This is a genomic window from Enterococcus sp. DIV0175, from assembly GCF_050529075.1.
Lineage (GTDB): Bacteria > Bacillota > Bacilli > Lactobacillales > Enterococcaceae > Enterococcus_B > Enterococcus_B thailandicus.
On sequence record NZ_CP172880.1, the window covers coordinates 977,654 to 996,543 of the forward strand.

Genomic DNA, 18,890 nt, shown 5'->3' on the forward strand with positions numbered 1-18,890 from the left:
TTAAGATGCAGGAAAATTCAGGAGGGTGTTATGACGATTAACAAATTAGATTTACTCAGCGATTCAGCTCGGTACCAACTCGATATCTTACGCATATTTGACATGCGTAAGGGGCAATTCACTTCAGTTGAACTGTTAGTTGAGTTACTAGGAATCTCAAAGTTTAAAGTGAATAAGTATATTGCTGAACTTGAACAGGCATTAGTTGCAGCAACTAATGCCAAAGTTGTGCGATTATCGAAAGGTGAAATCGATATTCCAGACCTTTCCAATGAAGTGATTCGGCAGTTACAACTTTATTATTTGAAGCAATCTGATTTGTTTTTGCTCTTTCACGAAATGGTTCAATTTGGATCCACACCAGAAAAGTTTTCACAAAAACATTTTTTGAGTCGTTCAAAAGCATATCTGATCAAAAGTGAACTAGAAGATATTTTGGCACCAGGTGGTATTCAAATCAATGAAGGAACGTTAGTTGGAGATGAAGCCAAGGTTCGGCGAGAAATTTTTGATATTTACTATTATTTTTTCAATGGCTTAGAATCACCATTTGAGTCTTCACTTCGGCAAAAGACACATGAAGTGTTGGAGGTAATCATCCACACCTTGAATTTAGAAATGATTATGACTCGGATTGCTAAATTAGAATTGTTTTTGAGCATTACACTCTTACGCTTATCAAAACGAAGTTATGTGAATACAGTTGAAATTGAATTTGAAGATGTCTATGCAAAAGAAATTCGACAACAGCTTGTACTTGTTCAAAATAAATTGCAAAAGATCACTGTGATTCCAGAAGAAAAACAAGAAAATGAACAACTATGGCTTTTGGTTTTTTTATTAAGCGAGGAATGTCTTTCACTAACGACACAGCAAAAAACAATTAGATGGAACCAAAATTTAACTGAGTTGACTACCTTACAGGTCGATTATTTATTTCAAACGTTGAAGCTTGTTTTATCAACGGAACGAAAAACAGAAAAAATCGTAGAACTACAGCAGGTTTTGGAACTAACAAATTTTAAGTTGGCATTTGCCAATCATTCTCGACTGACATTTATTTCAGAGGATCAAGAGCGTTTCTTCGCTGAATTATATCCACAATTTCATCAAGTGGCTAAGAAATTTGTTGAATTAGCAAAAAATAGTAAGATTTACGATCAAGGATTATTGACGAATGGTAGTCTGTATTATGATTATATTTTCGCCATTATTTCGGTTATTCCACAAAAGTATTTATCTGATAAAGTTTACGTTTGTGTGGATTTTTCGAGAGGATCAGCGTATACAAAATTCATTGCGGAAAATATTTTAGCTTTTCAAAACTTGAATATTGAGGTTCAAAAAAAGGTCAACAATCAGACACAACTATATGTTAGTGATTTGTTGATTGATAAGTTGAACTGTCCGCAGATTATCTGGAAAAATCCACCAAGTGATCATGATTGGTTGTTGTTTGGCGAGATGGTAATTAAAGTGAGGAATGAAAATGAAAGTTAAATCCTTAATAGTTAGTGGTATGTTAGCAACGACTTGTCTGTATCAAAGTGTTATTTTGAGTGGGCTGGTCGATCAACCAATCCGGGACAAGAAAATTGAGTTGTCAAAAGAAAGCCTAGTGAATGATATTCAGGTGGAAAATAACGGAGAGACAGTCGTTTTTAAAAATCATCGCCGGATAAAAAGAAATGAATTGACAATGCTGGAAAATCGAATTTCGGCTATGGAAAAGAATCCGCAGGTACCTTCAGGCGGAGGCGCAAGTCAAACCTTGATTGGCCAGCGAATGGCTCGATTGAGTGGAAGCTTGGTTTATGGAATGAGGCAAGAATAATGAAACGCACGATTTATCAAGGGGTTTCGCTAATGTTGGGGGCCGTAAGTTTGTTCAGCCCGCTTTTATTAGTGACTGCTACAAGCACCACGCAAAAAATAAATCGACAGACAAGCGCGCAATCTGTAGTAGAAAAACAAGTTTATGGAAATCAAGCACAACTTGATTTAGGTGATGGTCAAAAAGTTCTCTCTAATAAAGCCTTTATCACGATGTACCGCAAGTCCTTGAAAAAAGAAACCTATTCAAAAGAACTTTTAACTGTCGACCAGTCTTCGGGAAAAGCAATTCCAGGAGCTGTTTATGAAGCAAAAGCTGAAAATGGCGAAACGCAGAAATTAACTGCTGATGAAACGGGACAAGTTTCGCTGACTAAATTGGCAAAAGGCCAGTATGTAATCCGCCAAGTGAAAGCTCCTCTTGGCTATGAACTTTCGGAAGAAACAGTCGAATTAGTTATTGAAAATCAAACAGTCATTCAACGGATTTTTACCAATCAGCAAAAAGAAAATACGATTTTATTAACAAAAATCACAGACGAGAATGAGCCACTTGCTGGCGTAGCATTTACACTTTATCAAGATGAAAAAGTGTTACGAAAAAAGCTTGAAACGAATCAATATGGACAACTAGCTGTCGACGGCTTAACGAAAGGTGAGTATTATTTTGTAGAAACAAACGCACCAAAAGAATACCAAATAGATTCAAGAAAATTGGCATTTACGATAGGGGGTGAAGCAAAATGATAAGAATGAAAAAACTTGTTTTCTTGACCAGTTTGGTTGCTTCAACTGTTTTTGGCTGCACGGCTTTCGCAGCTGAAAACCTTTATGATGAACCCTTGGCCATAGGATCAGAAAACTTGCAGGATTATTTTTCATTACAAGGATCAGCTTCTTATGATCCAGTAACTGAAATTATTTCGTTAACCCCTAATAGGCGATTACAAGCTGGAAATGTTTCGTTGAACAAAAAATTACCAGCTACCACCTCTTTTCATTTAGAAGCCGAAGTAAATTTAGGTGATAAAACAGATGTAGAAGGTGGGGGAGATGGGGTTGCGCTTGCGCTTCATACGGATGTGCCATCAGCCATCGGAAAACCAGGGAATGGTATCGGTGTTTTAGGATTAGCAGGCGTTCAAGCATTTAAATTAGACACGTTTTGGAACCGTAGTGAAGAATACGAGGAACCACCTGAAAACGTTGAACGGATCTTAGGAAGAAATCAACCATTTGGTGCGTTTTTAGTTTCCAATCCTATAACAGTTATGATTCAAGACTCTGTTCAATATTTAGCGAACAATCAAGATGCGCCAGCAGATGTTGATGGGCAATTCCATTCGTTTGTTGCTGATTATGATGCGATGAGCAAGGAACTAACGATTCGCTTTCATTCCAATCGGGGGTGGCTGACATGGAAACAAGTCTTGCCGCTACAGGAAAATTATGCAGTCGCATTCAGTGGCTCAACAGGTGTGAATGTCAATCATCAGAAAATAAAAGTTCGTTCTTTTGTAACCAAACCAGCTATCGTAACAGGACAGTTCAATCTACAGTTGACAGATCAAGAAACGAACCAACCACTTGCTGGTGGCCAATTTGAGATTCACGATGTCACAACAGGAAAATTGATCGAAACAATTACGACAGATGAGAATGGAAAAGCAAGTGTGCCAAAGCTTCCTCTTGGAACTTATCAGGTGAGTCAAGTAACAACGCCAACAGGATATGAAAAGACAACAAACAGGACTTTTTCCATAACAGAAGAGCAATTAACGCAACAACTAGACGTGGAAAATCAACCTATTTTGGGTAACTTGAAGGTAACGCTAACCAACCGAGCAGATGTGAAACAGAAATTATCTGGTGGTCGCTTTCATCTGATGGATGATTCTGGAAAAATTCTGAAAAAGAATCTTTTGACAAATGAACAAGGCATGTTTGAACTTACAAAGCTACCAATTGGAAAATATACATTAGTCCAGGAAAAAGCACCAACTGGTTATCAGATTATCGATAAGGAAACAACTATTTGGATTCAAGGTAGTCAGCTGTTAGAAGTGCCAGTGCAAAATGCAAAAGAACCAGAAACAGCCAAAACATCTGATGATGATAATTTTAAAGAAGCAGAGTCTCAAGAATCAAGTTCATTAATGATTAATTCGCTCACAACGGAATCAACTAGATCAGCGAGTTCAACAACAAGTGAAATCATAGCAGAAAAAGACAATCAAACAGTGGTGATCGAATCAAGTTCATCAACTATACACGAAGAGTTACTTCCCCAAAGTAATCCGATAATTAGCCAGTTGCCACTAAAAAAAGTGACGCAACTAACTATCCAACTGAAAAAAATCAATGGTGAACCAATCCAAGAAGGTTCATTTGAATTATTTAATACTCAAACAGGTCAGGTTCAGCAACTAGCCTTAGCTTTAAATGAACCGTTAACGCTGACGAATCTTCCGTTTGGAACGTATGAACTACGTCAAACAAAAGCAAAATTTGGTTTTGTACGAGCAACTCAAACGGTACATTTTGAATTATCGAGTCAACACTTAGTCGAAACAATCACGTTGCTCAATCAAAAATTGATTCCAACACAACTGACACAAAATGTCGTAGTGAAGGCGGATAAAAAAAGTCTCAATGGAGCTACAATTGAATGGATCACCAAGATTAAATTTGGAACAGATATTCTTGAAGCACCTGCAGTTTCTTTTCAAAATGAACTGGACCAATTAGTGGCAACAGATGTTAGTGGTAGTTATCATGGAGACCCAATCGAGAATATTGGTCATTTTGAGCAGAAAGATGCAATTGTACGATTTCTTTTTGATGAGAAAGACGGAAGTTATCATTATTTAGTCGCGCAAGAAATCCAAATGAAAATTGTTACGACCCCAGATCAATGGGGGACTCCAAAAGAGTGAGAGTAGTTTTTTTACGAAAAATTGTGTATGCTTCTTGGTAGAATGAGAAAGTTAGCTAAAGGAGCGGATAATTTGTTTATTTCAATGTGGGCACAAGATCGTAACGGTTTGATTGGGAAAGATGGTTTATTACCGTGGAAATTACCAAATGATATGCGTTTTTTTCGGGAGCATACAATGGATCGAATTTTAGTGATGGGACGAAAAACATATGAAGGTATGGGAAAATTAAGTCTGCCTTATCGTCATATTATTGTTTTAACAACCCGACCAGACCTCAAAGTTGCAGAAAATGCGGAAGTTATGCATTCAATTGAAGAAGTGTTAGCCTACAGTCAACAAGTAACAGAAGATATTTATGTTTCTGGTGGTAGTCAAATTTTTCGAGAATTATTACCAGAAACAGGCATTATATGGCGAACATTGATTGACGAAGAATTTGAGGGCGACACGTATATTGGTGAAATCGACTTTTCCGATTTCACGTTAGCCGAAGAACACGTGGGGATTTTAGATGAAGAAAATCGCTACCCACATCGTTTCCAAAAATGGGTGCGAAAAGACTAAGCGAAGGTATTAATAAAAGAGTTTGGGACAAAAATAGCTTAAATAGAAAAAAAGCCTAAAATTCGTTTTGAAAACGCTGATTTTAGGCTTTTTTAATTGAAAATATGTTAAGAACGACTGGATTTTAGTTTTGTCTCGCTCTCTTTAATGTTTCAGAATTTTTTTAGTTTAATTTTTCAGCAAGATCGTTCAACATTTCTTGGCTAGCAATTGGACCGTTGTACAACCAACTAGATTCTGGACCAAATTCGAGCAAATGATTTTCTTTGACTGCTTTCAGATTTTTCCAGGCAGGTTCTTCAAACATTGCAGCGCCTTGATCACTGTTGACCAAAATTAAATAATCGGCATCTAACTCAGCTAATTTTTCTGAAGAAACAGCAGACCAGTCTGAAGTAGCATCTTTAGAGATCTCTTTAACTAAGCTAGGGACACCAAAACCTAAATCGCCGTAAACAATACGACCACTTGAGCGATTTTCGCTCACCATAAAGGCAGAATTATTTGTTACCCATAAAACAGCTGCTGTTTTACCAGCGATTTTATCGGCTAATTCCGTTTTGATTTTTTTGGCAGAAGCTTGGTATTCACTGATGATTTCTTTTGCTTGGTCTTCTTTTGCCAAAGCTTTACCCACATCTTTTAATTGCTCTTCCCAAGTTACATCGCTACCATTTGTAACCACATAAGTAGGAGCAATTTTACTGTATTGTTCATATTTTCCACCTTCAACAGTTGCCGAAGAAGATATCAGAAGTAAATCAGGTTCAAAACTTAAAACTTTTTCGTAAGGTAAGTCATACGAAATCGTTGGAATATCTTTCAGATCATCTTGTAAATAATCCTGGATTGATCCACTACCAACGGTCCATTGCGCAACAGGTTTTTCATCTAGTGCAATTAGATAGTCTTCCAAGTAGCTTCCAATAATCCGTTTTGGTTGATTGGGAATTGTTACTTTATTGTCTAAAGTATCTGTCACGGTGTGCGTGCCATTGCTTTTTGCTGTAGTTGTCGAATTTGTTGTGTCTGTCGTTTTATTTGCTGTGGAGCAAGCTCCTAATAAACCAATTAATAATAGAGTCGTTGAGATTGTGAAAAACTTTGCTTTTCGTTTCATTTTCTTCCTCCTAGAATAATTGAGAATCATTCTCAGATGCTATTATTCCTGATAATTAAAGCACTGTCAACCAATTTTTTAGTGAAAGCTAAAGAAAACTTGTGCTTGACGAATTTGTGAAGTAGCGTCATAATTGAGAATGATTTTCAACGAAAGGATGGGTGAAATGGCAAAAATCGAAGCAGTCGATATTGCAGCAGGGTATCCCAAAAAGCAAATTATTGATGCCTTATCAGTAAAAATTCCTGAAGGCAAGATTACTAGTTTGATTGGGCCAAATGGGAGCGGAAAATCGACATTATTAAAAAGCTTCACACGAATCCTTCCTGTGAAAAAGGGGAAAATTATTGTGAATGATTCTGAAATTTCTACATATAGTTCAAAAGAATTGGCACAAAAAATTGCTTTACTGGCACAAAGTAGTGATCATCCGTTGGGAATGACCGTGGAAGAAATTGTTTCTTATGGTAGATATCCTTATCAAAAGCCATTTAGTGGTTTGACTGTAGAAGACCAAGAAGCGATTCAATGGGCGCTAGAAGCAACTAGCTTAGATACTTTAAAAACACGAGAGATTGCTACTCTGTCAGGTGGACAAGCGCAACGTGTGTGGATTGCCATGGCATTGGCGCAAGAAACAGACATTTTGATTTTAGATGAACCAATTACTTTTTTAGATCCTGCACATCAATTAGAAATTCTACATTTATTAGAAGAAATCAATCGCGTAAAACAAACGACGATTTTGATGTCCATTCATGATATCAATCATGCATCTCGTTTTTCAGATTATTTATTAGGATTGAAAGCTGGTCAATTATTGGTTGAAGGTTCACCAAAAGAAGTAATTACAAAAGAATGGATGCGAGAAATTTTTGAAATTGATGCACAAATCGTTCATTTGCCTGATTCTGACAAGCCAGTCTTTCTAACTTACGATTTACTTTCACGACAGGAGGTAAATCAATGACGAGTAGAAAGAAGAGTCGTTTTATTTGGCTGCTTATAGTAGTAAGTATGATACTTTTTTTACTAGCTGTCGCAAATGGTGTAGCAGAGGTAACGTTGAAAGACTTATGGTTATCTGTTGTTCAATTTGATTCAGCGAATCAAGCACAACAAATTTTACGAACGATTCGATTACCTCGAGTGTTAGGTGCGTTTGTCGTTGGCAGCAGCTTTGCTTTAAGCGGGGCATTGATGCAAGGCGTGACGCGTAATCCATTGGCAGATTCTGGGTTATTGGGAATCAATGCAGGTGCCTCTTTAGCTATGGCAATTAGTTTTGCTTTCTTACCAGCTGTTTCATCTTTTCAAACGTTTTTGATTTCTCTGGTTGGGGCATTAGCAGTGACGATTTTGGTGTTTGGCTTTCTCAAATTTTCCAAAATGGGAATCAATCCAGTTCAGCTAATTTTAGCTGGGGTGGCGATTAGCTCATTTTTTACTGCAATTAGTCAAGCGCTAACACAATTATTTAATTTGCAACAAGACTTAGCTTTTTGGTTTGTTGGAGGAGCGGCGAATATCACTTGGCGACAATTGACAGTTTTGTTACCTGTTTACTTAATTGCTTCAATTTGCGCTTGCTTGCTAGGTAAATCAATCTCTTTGGTTAATTTAAGTGAATCACATGCTGTAGCACTTGGTGGAAACCCACGAAGAACGCGCCTTATCTCTTTTGGAATGGTGGCGATTTTATCTGCAACTGCTGTGGCACTTGTGGGACCCGTTTCATTTATTGGTTTATTAGTACCACCGTTGATTCGTGGAGTAGTAGGTTCAGATTATCGTTACGTTCTACCTGGTTCTTTTTTAGCGGGAGGATGCTTAGTAATGGTAGCAGATTTGGTGGCACGAATGATCAATCCACCATTTGAAACACCTTTTGGCTTGATTATTGCTTTGATCGGTGTGCCATTCTTGCTTGTTCAAGTTAGGAGGGAAGAGGGATGAAAAAATTACGATGGCTGATTACCTTCTTGCTGTTCTGCTTGTTCATTAGTGTTTTACTTAGCTTGATGATTGGGACACCACTATTATCTATTCAACAAGTGATTGATGGGATTACTGGAACTGCGTCGCCAATTACACAGCTAATCGTACAAGAATTTCGTTTTCCACGGTTGGCAGTTAGTCTCTTGGCGGGAATGTGTCTGGGTGTTTCTGGGTACTTACTGCAAGGAGTTACTAGAAATGAGCTGGCAGATGCCAGTATTTTAGGAATCAATGCAGGAGCTGGCTATTTCGTCATGCTTTATTTAGGTTTCTTTTCACAAGCTGCAGCAACTTTCCTATTACCTTTTGCGGCTTGCCTAGGTGGCTTGTTGGCTGCTCTTTGTGTGTATCTTACTTCCTATACTAAAAGCGGTATGTTGAAAATGAACCGAATTTTACTTTCGGGAATTGCTGTAAACGCTGGGCTATCGGCGATGACTTTGCTAGTGACGATCAAAATCTCAAAAGAAAATTACGGTTTTGTAAATGCTTGGTTGGCAGGATCTATTTGGGGTGCTAGTTGGCCTTATGTTTGGGCATTGCTTCCATGGGCCGTTTTTCTTTTGCCACTTGCTTTTTATTATAGTCAACAGATTGGGCTACTTTCTTTTGGACAAGAACGTGCACAGAGTTTAGGCTTACATGTCCGAAGAAGTCAACGGGTGCTATTAATTCTGGCAGTGGGATTAGCTTGTGCTAGTGTTGCTGTTGCAGGTAGTTTATCCTTTGTCGGTTTGTTGGCGCCGCATGTTGCAAAAACAATTGTTAAAAAAGAGAACCATTGGACTTTTGTACTAAGTGGTTTGTTTGGGGCGTTATTGGTGAACGTAGCTGATATTATTGCGCGTGTCATCCTTCCAAGTGGTGAAATCCCGACAGGAATTTTGATTGCGTTAATCGGTGCGCCGTATTTTCTTTATTTATTGTTTCAAAAGCAAGCTTAAAGGTTGTGGCTCCAAGCTATAGTGAGGAGTTGCTTGGGGAACACCGTAAATAAGGTTGTGGCACAAAAGGTTGGGCTTCAGAAAAAATGAACAACAATCAAAAATATTTTTTTATCTATTCGGGAAGTAGCGAATAGAGAGTCCAATATCAACCCTTTCCCTTCAAAAAATCTAAAACGAAGAGTTCAAGCATTCATCTTGAACTCTTTTTCTTTTTGAAAATGAACGTTATTCCCTCGCAACAGCATTGCTATTTTATTCATTTTTCGATACCATGCTATCAAGGAAGGTAGGTTGGATGAGTGAATCAAACGAAAGCACAATTACGTCAAGCAGGCGTTCAAACATTAAAAGAACTAGCTTCAAATGAAAAAGTAGAAAAAGAACGACGGATCCATCAAAAACTATTTTCGAGTTCAGCATTTCAAAACGCACAAACGATTGGGATAACTTTAGCAAATGAATTCGAGGTAGCAACAGAACCTGTTATCCACTATGCAAAGCAACTGCATAAACAAATCGTGATTCCGAAAACATTGCCAAAGCGTCAAATGGCTTTTTATGAATTGACAGATGAAACGATGCTAGAACGGTCTAGTTTTGGTGTCTTAGAGCCGACAAATTCACGCCTTTTTTTACCTGAACAAATCGATTTATTAATTGTGCCTGGCTTGGTCTTTACGAAATCGGGTTATCGAATTGGTTTTGGTGGTGGTTATTATGATCGCTATTTACAGCAATATCCAAACCAAACAGCGAGCTTAGTCTTTACTGAACAGTTGAATGATGCGTGGTTGCCAGAATCATTTGATCAAAAAATTCAACAATTGTTTATTGATTAATTTTATTACTAATAGGAGGTTTTCATGGATTATCAACAAAAACGAAAAATTCAATTTTGGTTGAAAAAACCAATCTGGACCTATATTTTTTTAGGGATTCAAACAATTGTATTTGTATTGATGTACCTGTTTCCAGAGTTAAAAATAGAATCATTTGGCGGAATGTATGGTCCTTTCTTTGCATACTATCATGAGTGGTGGCGCTTGATTACTCCCATCTTTATTCATTTTGGTCTGATGCACTTTGCAGTTAACTCTGTAACACTTTACTTTATGGGTTCGCAAATCGAAACGATTTACGGACATTGGCGTTTCTTCCTCATTTATTTATTGAGTGGCGTAGCTGGTAATTTAGCTAGTTTTGCGTTGAACCAAGTAGGCGTGTTATCTGCAGGAGCGAGCACGTCCTTATTTGGGATGTTTGGTGCTTTTGTGATTTTAGGATTCCATTTTCGAAATAACCCTGCAATTACACAGATGGTGAGACAGTTCTCGTTATTTATCGTTTTAAGCTTAGTCTTTGGTGGATTTGATACATCGGTTGATATCTGGGGACATGTTGGCGGAGTTCTCGGCGGACTACTGTTAGGAAATATCTTGGGTTTGCCCGAACAAAGAGGAAACTTTTCGATTCATCAACGAATTATTTCTGGAATGATTTTTATTTTTCTTTTAGTAATTTGTTTGTTAGTGGGTTTAAAAAAGTATGGTTTACTTGTATAATGTGAAGGAAGTGCTTTAACATGGAAAGCTTGTATGACGTACAACAGCTATTCAAAAAATTTGGCATCATCATCTATGTCGGCTCACGAATTTATGATATAGAGTTGATGACGATTGAATTAAGAACGTTATATGACAATCGCTTGATTGATCATGATACGTACATGACGGCATGGCGCATTCTGAAAAGAGAGCACCGAATAGAAGAAAGCCGAAAGAAAGGAAACGTGTAATGGACAAGAAAATTATTGGAATTGATTTAGGTGGAACGACTGCAAAATTTGCAATTATGACTCCAGAAGGTGAAATTCAACAAAAATGGAGTATTGATACCAATATTTTAGATGAGGGTGTACATATTGTCCCTGAAATCATTGAATCAATCAATCATCGTTTAAACTTATATAACATGAAAGTGGAAGACTTTATCGGTATTGGTATGGGAACTCCGGGAAGTGTCGATAGCGAAGCTGGAACCGTTATTGGCGCGTATAACTTGAACTGGACAGAACTACAACCAGTGAGAGAACAAATCCAAGCAGGTACTGGAATTAAGTTTGCAGTTGATAATGATGCCAATGTTGCTGCTCTAGGTGAACGCTGGAAAGGTGCTGGAGAAAACGATCCTGATGTTGTTTTCGTCACATTGGGAACTGGTGTTGGTGGCGGAATCGTTGCTGCTGGCAATCTTGTACATGGTGCTGCTGGCGCCGGTGGCGAAATTGGCCATATCACAGTTGATCCAAATGGTTTTGAATGTACATGTGGAAAACGTGGCTGTTTAGAAACTGTTTCAAGTGCAACGGGTGTGGTGCGTTTGGGCCGTTTCTTGGCGGAAGAATATGCAGGTGATTCAACACTTAAAGCAATGCTTGATAATGGCGAAGAAGTAACGAGTAAAGACATCTTCGAATTAGCAGAAGGCGGCGATCCCTTTGCATTGATGGTTGTGGATCGTGTTTGTTTCTACCTAGGATTAGCATGTGGAAACCTAGGAAATACATTGAATCCTTCAAGTATCGTTTTAGGCGGCGGCGTATCTGCAGCAGGCGAATTTTTGCGTAGTCGTGTGGAAAAATACTTTATGGAATTCACTTTCCCACAAGTAAGAGAATCAACAAAAATTAAATTAGCAGAGCTTGGTAATGAAGCAGGCGTCATTGGTGCTGCATCATTAGCCTTGAAATTTGCGTAAAGATGGAGGCAACTCATGTTTTTTTGGATTAATATTTTTTTGATCGCAATTATTCTGGCGATTGTATTTTGGGAAGCATACTTACGTATCATGGCAAAACGTTCAGCAAAAATGTTAGAAGAAGAAGAGTTTCGTGAAGGAATGCGTAAAGCGCAAATCATTGATGTCAGAGAAAAGGATGTTTTTGATGCTGGCCATATTTTAGGTGCACGAAATATTCCTTATACAGTATTAAAAAATTCTTTAGGCTCAATTCGTAAAGACCAACCTGTCTATATTTACGATCAAAGAAAAAGCTTGAGCATTCGAACAGCTAACAAATTACGTAAAGAAGGCTTTAAAGAACTTTATATTTTAAAAGGTGGCTATGATGGCTGGTCTGGTAAAATCAAAAGTAAAAAAGTTTAATTGACTATTTCTTAAAGGATCGAGAAACTAGCAGAAAGCTGGTTACTCGATCCTTTTTTATTTTTGTACTCTAGCGTGTTTTTCGCTAAAATAAAGAGTGAAAGGAAAGGAGCAAAGAACATGATTCAATTGAAGCGAGCTTATCAAAAAGCAGAAGAAACAGATGGTTTTCGGGTTCTGGTTGATCGTATTTGGCCAAGAGGTGTTTCTAAAGCAGAAGCAAAACTTGATTTATGGCTGAAAGAGGTTGCGCCAAGCACAGAGCTGAGAAAGTGGTACAATCATACCCCAGAAAAATTTCCTGAGTTCTCTGAACGTTATCAAAAAGAATTGTTAGATGAAGAAGTTCCTCACCAAGCTTTTCAAGAATTACTGGCCATTTGTCAAAAAGAAAAACAAGTGACACTTGTCTACGGTGCAAAAGATGAAACAGAAAATCAGGCAGTAGTGTTGAAAAAACGATTGGATCAACAACTAGCTGTTTAAAATAAAGAGAAGGTGTAAGATGCAGATTGGCATTATCGGAGCAGGTCCACGTGGCTTGAGCATGTTAGAAAGAATTTTGCGCAACAATCAAACGAATCAATCACTTCAAATTTACTTATTTGATGTAGTTGGTCCCGGTGGAAGAGTTTGGCGAGTGGATCAATCGACAGACCTATTAATGAACTCGGTTTCACAACAGGTAACATTGTTTACAGATGCAACGCTTTCGACTGATGGTGTTGTTTCTGCAGGTCCTAATCTTTATCAATGGGCAAAAAAAGAGGGCCCCTCTTTCGTTGAGGAACAATCATTGAACAAGCAATCTTTTTTTCTCGCAGAAATGGAGCAGTTAGGAAAAGATGAACATGCAACACGTTGCCTTTATGGTTTGTATCAGCAATGGTTTTTCACGGAACTCAAAAAGGAATATCCCAATGTGATTACTTTCGTTCCCGCACTTGTTGATAGTGTTTCACGAGTGGAGTCTGGTTTTTACTTAGCGACAGATGATACAACGTTTTTTGTGGATCAATTGGTGTTGGCAAGTGGCCATTGGGAAAATGAGTTGATGAATGAAGAAATTGATCTTGCTGATTATGCGCAGCAACATGATTTGTTTTATCAACCGCCAAGTAATCCAGCAGACGTTTTAGTTGCTGATATACCTGCTAATGAACCGATTCTTTTACGTGGATTAGGGTTAGCATTTTTTGACTATATTGGGTTATTGACAGTTGGACGTGGTGGACGTTTTGAAGAAAAAGAAAATCAGTTTATTTATCACCCTTCTGGAAACGAGCCAGTTATTTACGCGGGGTCACGTCGTGGGGTTCCCTATTATCCCCGTGGCAAGAACCAAAAACAGGGTGGCGCGATGGCTCGACTCAAGTTATTAACAACAGAAAATCTAAAAAAATGGCAGAGAAAAGGAGAATTGACTGGTAAAAGATTTTTTGACTTGTTCAAAAAAGAAGTAGAATTATTTTATTATCAAAAAACGATTGAGGAACAACAATTAGCAATCAATCCTGTTGAATTTGAGCAAGTGTTTTTGCTAGAGTCAACAGAAGAATGTTTGGCAAATTATCCGCAATTAGAACCATTTATTTGGTCATGGGACAGCTTGGAACATCCTCTTTCCGCTTTTCCTAATGATTTTGAAAAGGGGGTTCGTTCCTTTTTGGCATGGCAAATCAATGAGGCGGAAAAAGGAAATGACACAGGTGCATTTAGTTCAACTTTAGATGCAATCAAAGACTGGCGTGAACCAATTCGTGAAGCAATCGCATGGGATATTTTTTCAGTTGAAGAATATCGTGAGCAATTGTGGTCTTGGTTCACACCGCTGAATGCTTTTTTAACCATTGGTCCACCTTTGAGAAGAAGTAAAGAGCTTGCTGCGCTGATAGATGCCGATATTTTCCATATTACAAAACCGCCGTTTGAAATCAAACGAGTCAGAGGAAGATTTTGGATTGAAACAGAAAATAAGCAACTCAATAGTCGCTATTTGATTGAAGCTCATTTGCCGATTAATAGTGTGTTTTATTCAAAAAATCCAGTCATTCAAAGTCTGAATAAAAATGGTTTGATTCGTTCTTATCAAAAAACAGAAATTGACGAACATTATTTTTCAGGTGCGATTGATGTAAACCATGCAAATCAAGTTATAGGGGCAAATGGAAAAGTGATTCCGAATTTTTATTGTTATGGGATTCCAATAGAAGGTGTTGATTGGTTGACGGCTGCTGTGGCACGTCCATACACAGATGCTTGGAATTTAAGGCAAGCAGATTCAATTGCTCGCCATTTGTTAACTAAGCAAGAGAAAACAAACAAAAAAGACAGCTAAGATGAACAAGTCGTAAGCGACTTGGACATCTTAGCTGTCCTTTTTTAAATAACTAATTAACGTGCAACGCGTTTACGCATCGCTTTTTTACGATTTTCTTCAATCATTGATTCTTTTTCATCGATTGGATCAATTACAGTTTTTTTAACTGAAGCGACAACACCTGCTACAGCAGCAACAGTTGCTAAGCTTCCGACTAATAATCCAGATACAAATTTTTTCATTAAAAACACCTCTTAATTGTTTGATACCTCTATTATGAAACAAAAACAGAAAAAAGGCTAGTTAGACGTTTATTTGGAAACCTTTACAAAAACGATTGAAAAAAATTACTAAATGTTTTATTATAAATTTACTAAATAAAATCATAGGAAAAGCTGGTGATTACTAAAAACTGTTTCGAAACTTCCGTGTTCTTTTGGTACAATGAAGGATGGATGATAAAAGAGCGTTAGTTATCAATAAAGGAGTGTTTAAATATGTCAATTTTAGTTTTAGGTGGTGCGGGGTACATCGGCTCACATGCAGTCGATCAATTAATCCAAAAAGGGTATGATGTTGCGGTTGTTGATAATCTATTAACAGGGCATCGTCAAGCCGTTCACCCAGATGCACGTTTTTATGAAGGAGATATTCGAGATAAAGCATTTTTACAAACGGTATTTGAAAAAGAAGCGATCGAAGGAGTCATTCATTTTGCTGCAAGTTCTTTAGTAGGTGAGTCAGTTGAAAAACCTTTAATGTACTTCAACAATAATGTTTATGGTATGCAAATCCTACTTGAAGTAATGCATGAATTTGATGTAAAACAAATTGTTTTCTCATCAACAGCAGCAACATACGGTGAACCCAAAATGTCACCAATTACAGAAGAAACACCAACTAATCCCAAAAATCCTTATGGGGAAAGTAAATTGATGATGGAAAAAATGATGAAGTGGTGTGACAATGCGTATGGAATGCGTTACGTGGCTCTTCGCTATTTCAATGTAGCAGGTGCAAAGGCTGATGCAAGCATTGGTGAAGACCATACACCTGAGACTCATTTAGTACCGATTATCTTACAAGTGGCATTAGGACAAAGAGAAGAATTAGCAGTTTATGGTGACGATTATGATACACCAGATGGGACTTGCGTTCGTGATTACGTTCAAGTAGAAGACCTGATTGCTGCACATATCAAAGCTTTAGAATATTTAAAAGCTGGAAATGAAAGTAATTTCTTTAATTTGGGAAGTAACAATGGTTATTCGGTCAAAGAAATGCTTGAAGCAGCTCGCGAAGTTACTGGAAAAGAAATTCCAGCAAAAATTGCACCTCGTCGTGCGGGTGATCCAAGTACATTAGTTGCTTCAAGTCAAAAGGCAAAAGAGATCTTAGGTTGGGAACCAGCATATACAGATGTTAAAGCAATTATTAAAACAGCTTGGGATTGGCATGTAAGTCATCCACATGGCTATGAAGAATAGGAGAATTGACAATGTCTATCAGTCAAACAATTTGTGACTTTGCAACGCTTTCGATTAGCTCCGGTGGCTTCATGGAAATGGATCGAATTTATCTTCAAAATCGATTATTAAGTTTGATAGGTGAAGAAGCGTTGACGGGAGAAGTCACACCACGTCCAGTAACAGTACCTGCAGTGGATTTGCTGGCAGAATTAGTCCAAGTAGCGAAAGACAATCAAGTCATTTCAGATTTGGCTGCAGAACAAGAAATGTTTGAAGCACAACTAATGGATTTTTTGACTCCGCCGCCGTCTGTTGTTAATGCTTTTTTTGCACAACACTATGCCAACTCGCCAGAAGAAGCAACAGAATATTTCTTCCAGTTGAGTCAGCAAAACGATTACATCAAAACGCGTTCAATTGCTAAAAATATCCAGTTTCCAGTACAAACTGCTTACGGAGACCTTGAAATTACAATCAACTTATCGAAACCCGAAAAAGATCCAAAGCAAATTGCTGCGGAACGAGAAGCAGTGAAAGTAGACTATCCAAAATGTTTGCTTTGTATGGAGAATGAAGGGTATCGAGGACGTTTAAATTACCCTGCGAGAACAAATCATCGGATTATTCGAATGAACCTAGATGGCGAAAGCTGGGGATTCCAATATTCACCTTATGCGTATTACAATGAGCATTCAATTATTTTGTCAGAAATTCATCGTCCGATGCAAATCAATCAAGATACTTTTCGCCGTTTGTTACGAATTACGGAGGTATTGCCTCATTATTTTGTGGGATCGAATGCCGATTTACCAATTGTAGGTGGTTCTATTTTATCTCACGATCATTACCAAGCTGGACGTCATGAATTTCCAATGGCGAAAGCACCAATGGAACGCTTAATCAAATTAACTGATTACCCACAAGTCATTGCAGGAATTGTGAAGTGGCCAATGTCAGTGATTCGCCTTCAATCACCAGACAAAGAACTCCTTGTAGATGCGGCAACAACCATTTTAGAAAAATGGCAAGGTTACTCGGATGCATCTGTCGAAGTTTTGGCGCATTCTGCCGATGGGACAGCGCATCACACGATTACTCCGATTGCGCGTCGGAAAGATGACTACTTTGAACTAGATTTAGTGTTGCGCGACAATAATGTATCTGAAGAACATCCAGATGGGATTTTCCACCCACATAAAGACGTTCAGCACATCAAAAAAGAAAACATTGGCTTGATTGAAGTGATGGGGTTAGCCGTGTTACCTCCACGATTAAAAATGGAACTTGAAGAAGTGGAAAAATATTTGTTAAACGAAGAAAACCACTTAGCTGATTATCATCGTGAATGGGCAGATGAGTTGCGGGCAACTCACACAATCACAGCAGATCACGTAACTGAAATTGTGCAGGAAGCTGTTGGTCAAGTGTTCTTACGTGTGTTAGAAGATGCAGGCGTGTTTAAGCGGACAGAAGAAGGACAAGCGGCATTTGCTCGCTTTACTGATTATTTATAATTGATCCAGTGAGGAGGAAACATCATGGCAACAATTAAAGATATTGCGCAGTTAGCAGGTGTTTCTCCTGCAACTGTTTCAAGAGTATTGAATTATGATTCGGAACTTTCCGTAGGTTTAGCGACTAAACAGAAAGTTTTTGAAGCAGCAGAACAGCTAAATTATACGAAACATAAAAAAAATCTTCCGGCGAATCAGGCAACTTTGCGATTGATTCAATGGCACAATGAAAGTGAAGAGCTCGAAGATTTGTATTATTTAGCAATCCGTCTTGGGATTGAGAAGAAGGCGGAAGAGTTGAATGTTGATTTGCTCAAGGAAACCTGGGATTCCATTAGTGAACGTGAAGTTGATGGAACGATTGCTGTCGGAAAATTCGACTTGCAACAACTGGCAGAGTTAGAAAAATCTCAACCAAAATTACTTTTAGTTGATTCTGATGGGACCGCAGTTGGGATTGACTCATTAACTGTCGATTTTTTTTCAAGTGTCCAAAAAGTTGTTGATTACTTTTTGTCATTAAATGCTAAAAAAATCGCAATGTTAACGGGGAAAGAATATACAAAAAAAAATCGGCAATTGTTGAATGATCCAAGAAGACTTGCTTTTGAACAAATCATGGTTAGTGAGCAACAAGAACCCTTTGCCATAATCGAAGCTGATTTTTCGGTTGAGGCAGGTTACTCAGCAATCAAACAATTTTTAGCCGAAACAAGTGAAAAGCCAGATGCTCTATTTGCAGCAAACGATGCATTAGCAATTGGTGCATTAAAAGCGATTCAAGAGAGTGGCTATCGTGTGCCTAAGGATATTGCAGTTATCGGATTTAATGACAGCAGCGTAGCTAAATATGTGACACCTGCATTATCAACGATAAAAGTTTACACTGAATGGTTAGGGGAGATTGCTGTTGAAACGATTTTACAATTGATCCAGACAGAAGCTCCCGTTCCAAGAAAAATCGTTGTTGGTACAGACTTGATTGTGCGAGAATCAGCGTAACAATCAAGTGGAATGATAC

At 38.0% G+C, this 18,890-nt stretch carries 20 protein-coding genes; 18 read left to right on the top strand and 2 right to left on the bottom strand.

The window, feature by feature from the left end:
* The first annotated feature begins 30 nt into the window (after nucleotides 1-30).
* The 5 genes from IGJ76_RS04745 (at nucleotide 31) to IGJ76_RS04765 (ending at nucleotide 5,336) form a co-directional block, all read left to right on the top strand.
* Complete coding sequence (locus IGJ76_RS04745) at nucleotides 31-1,500, top strand: helix-turn-helix domain-containing protein (RefSeq protein ID WP_067484155.1); 1,470 nt, start codon at nucleotides 31-33, stop codon at nucleotides 1,498-1,500.
* Nucleotides 1,490-1,834, top strand: coding sequence for a hypothetical protein (locus IGJ76_RS04750; protein ID WP_067484157.1), 345 nt, complete (start codon nucleotides 1,490-1,492; stop codon nucleotides 1,832-1,834). The genes IGJ76_RS04745 and IGJ76_RS04750 overlap by 11 nt, the downstream gene beginning before the upstream one ends.
* Entirely contained in the window at nucleotides 1,834-2,580 is a 747-nt protein-coding gene (locus IGJ76_RS04755; RefSeq protein WP_430596762.1) for an MSCRAMM family protein, read from the top strand. Before IGJ76_RS04750 ends, IGJ76_RS04755 begins: the two co-directional genes overlap by 1 nt.
* Complete coding sequence (locus tag IGJ76_RS04760; RefSeq protein ID WP_413124526.1) at nucleotides 2,577-4,769, top strand: lectin-like domain-containing protein; 2,193 nt, start codon at nucleotides 2,577-2,579, stop codon at nucleotides 4,767-4,769. Before IGJ76_RS04755 ends, IGJ76_RS04760 begins: the two co-directional genes overlap by 4 nt.
* Nucleotides 4,770-4,841: 72 nt before the next feature.
* A complete protein-coding gene (locus tag IGJ76_RS04765; protein ID WP_067484163.1) occupies nucleotides 4,842-5,336 on the top strand; it encodes a dihydrofolate reductase in 495 nt (164 codons plus the stop codon).
* Between the two features lie 163 nt (nucleotides 5,337-5,499).
* On the opposite strand, the gene IGJ76_RS04770 is transcribed toward IGJ76_RS04765, so the two are convergent.
* The gene (locus tag IGJ76_RS04770; protein WP_349703214.1) at nucleotides 5,500-6,456 is read right to left on the bottom strand and encodes an iron-hydroxamate ABC transporter substrate-binding protein; all 957 of its coding nucleotides are present in this window, start codon (nucleotides 6,454-6,456) and stop codon (nucleotides 5,500-5,502) included.
* A gap of 139 nt (nucleotides 6,457-6,595) precedes the next feature.
* On the opposite strand from IGJ76_RS04770, the gene IGJ76_RS04775 reads away from it, so the two are divergent.
* The 10 genes from IGJ76_RS04775 (at nucleotide 6,596) to IGJ76_RS04820 (ending at nucleotide 14,904) form a co-directional block, all read left to right on the top strand.
* Nucleotides 6,596-7,426 carry an ABC transporter ATP-binding protein gene (locus IGJ76_RS04775; RefSeq protein WP_370629917.1) on the top strand — a complete coding sequence of 277 codons (831 nt, stop codon included), beginning with the start codon at nucleotides 6,596-6,598 and terminating at the stop codon, nucleotides 7,424-7,426.
* Nucleotides 7,423-8,412 (top strand): FecCD family ABC transporter permease, encoded by a 990-nt coding sequence (locus IGJ76_RS04780; protein WP_430596763.1) that lies wholly within the window; start codon nucleotides 7,423-7,425, stop codon nucleotides 8,410-8,412. The genes IGJ76_RS04775 and IGJ76_RS04780 overlap by 4 nt, the downstream gene beginning before the upstream one ends.
* On the top strand, nucleotides 8,409-9,398 hold the full coding sequence (locus IGJ76_RS04785) for a FecCD family ABC transporter permease (RefSeq protein WP_430596764.1): 990 nt from the start codon (nucleotides 8,409-8,411) through the stop codon (nucleotides 9,396-9,398). The genes IGJ76_RS04780 and IGJ76_RS04785 overlap by 4 nt, the downstream gene beginning before the upstream one ends.
* Before the next feature lie 302 nt (nucleotides 9,399-9,700).
* Nucleotides 9,701-10,240 carry a 5-formyltetrahydrofolate cyclo-ligase gene (locus tag IGJ76_RS04790; RefSeq protein ID WP_071868525.1) on the top strand — a complete coding sequence of 180 codons (540 nt, stop codon included), beginning with the start codon at nucleotides 9,701-9,703 and terminating at the stop codon, nucleotides 10,238-10,240.
* A gap of 24 nt (nucleotides 10,241-10,264) precedes the next feature.
* Nucleotides 10,265-10,963 (top strand): rhomboid family intramembrane serine protease, encoded by a 699-nt coding sequence (locus IGJ76_RS04795; RefSeq protein ID WP_075491106.1) that lies wholly within the window; start codon nucleotides 10,265-10,267, stop codon nucleotides 10,961-10,963.
* 20 nt (nucleotides 10,964-10,983) lie between these two features.
* The gene (locus tag IGJ76_RS04800) at nucleotides 10,984-11,196 is read left to right on the top strand and encodes a YqgQ family protein (RefSeq protein WP_067484177.1); all 213 of its coding nucleotides are present in this window, start codon (nucleotides 10,984-10,986) and stop codon (nucleotides 11,194-11,196) included.
* Nucleotides 11,196-12,158: an ROK family glucokinase gene (locus IGJ76_RS04805; RefSeq protein ID WP_067484179.1), complete on the top strand. Its 963-nt coding sequence runs from the start codon at nucleotides 11,196-11,198 to the stop codon at nucleotides 12,156-12,158. The genes IGJ76_RS04800 and IGJ76_RS04805 overlap by 1 nt, the downstream gene beginning before the upstream one ends.
* A gap of 15 nt (nucleotides 12,159-12,173) precedes the next feature.
* A complete protein-coding gene (locus tag IGJ76_RS04810) occupies nucleotides 12,174-12,566 on the top strand; it encodes a rhodanese-like domain-containing protein (RefSeq protein WP_067484181.1) in 393 nt (130 codons plus the stop codon).
* A gap of 120 nt (nucleotides 12,567-12,686) precedes the next feature.
* Nucleotides 12,687-13,052, top strand: a complete 366-nt coding sequence (locus tag IGJ76_RS04815) for a DUF488 domain-containing protein (protein WP_067484182.1) — start codon at nucleotides 12,687-12,689, stop codon at nucleotides 13,050-13,052.
* A gap of 19 nt (nucleotides 13,053-13,071) precedes the next feature.
* Nucleotides 13,072-14,904 carry an FAD/NAD(P)-binding protein gene (locus tag IGJ76_RS04820; RefSeq protein ID WP_430596765.1) on the top strand — a complete coding sequence of 611 codons (1,833 nt, stop codon included), beginning with the start codon at nucleotides 13,072-13,074 and terminating at the stop codon, nucleotides 14,902-14,904.
* 56 nt (nucleotides 14,905-14,960) lie between these two features.
* On the opposite strand, the gene IGJ76_RS04825 is transcribed toward IGJ76_RS04820, so the two are convergent.
* Nucleotides 14,961-15,128 (bottom strand): DUF3042 family protein, encoded by a 168-nt coding sequence (locus tag IGJ76_RS04825; protein ID WP_067484184.1) that lies wholly within the window; start codon nucleotides 15,126-15,128, stop codon nucleotides 14,961-14,963.
* Nucleotides 15,129-15,383: 255 nt separating this feature from the next.
* On the opposite strand from IGJ76_RS04825, the gene galE reads away from it, so the two are divergent.
* The 3 genes from galE to IGJ76_RS04840 are packed head-to-tail and all read left to right on the top strand — an operon-like array spanning nucleotide 15,384 to nucleotide 18,871.
* Entirely contained in the window at nucleotides 15,384-16,373 is a 990-nt protein-coding gene (galE, locus tag IGJ76_RS04830) for a UDP-glucose 4-epimerase GalE (protein WP_071868521.1), read from the top strand.
* Nucleotides 16,374-16,384: 11 nt separating this feature from the next.
* Nucleotides 16,385-17,869, top strand: coding sequence for a UDP-glucose--hexose-1-phosphate uridylyltransferase (gene galT / locus IGJ76_RS04835; RefSeq protein WP_270660397.1), 1,485 nt, complete (start codon nucleotides 16,385-16,387; stop codon nucleotides 17,867-17,869).
* Between the two features lie 24 nt (nucleotides 17,870-17,893).
* Nucleotides 17,894-18,871, top strand: a complete 978-nt coding sequence (locus tag IGJ76_RS04840) for a LacI family DNA-binding transcriptional regulator (RefSeq protein ID WP_067484187.1) — start codon at nucleotides 17,894-17,896, stop codon at nucleotides 18,869-18,871.
* The last annotated feature ends 19 nt before the right edge of the window (nucleotides 18,872-18,890 follow it).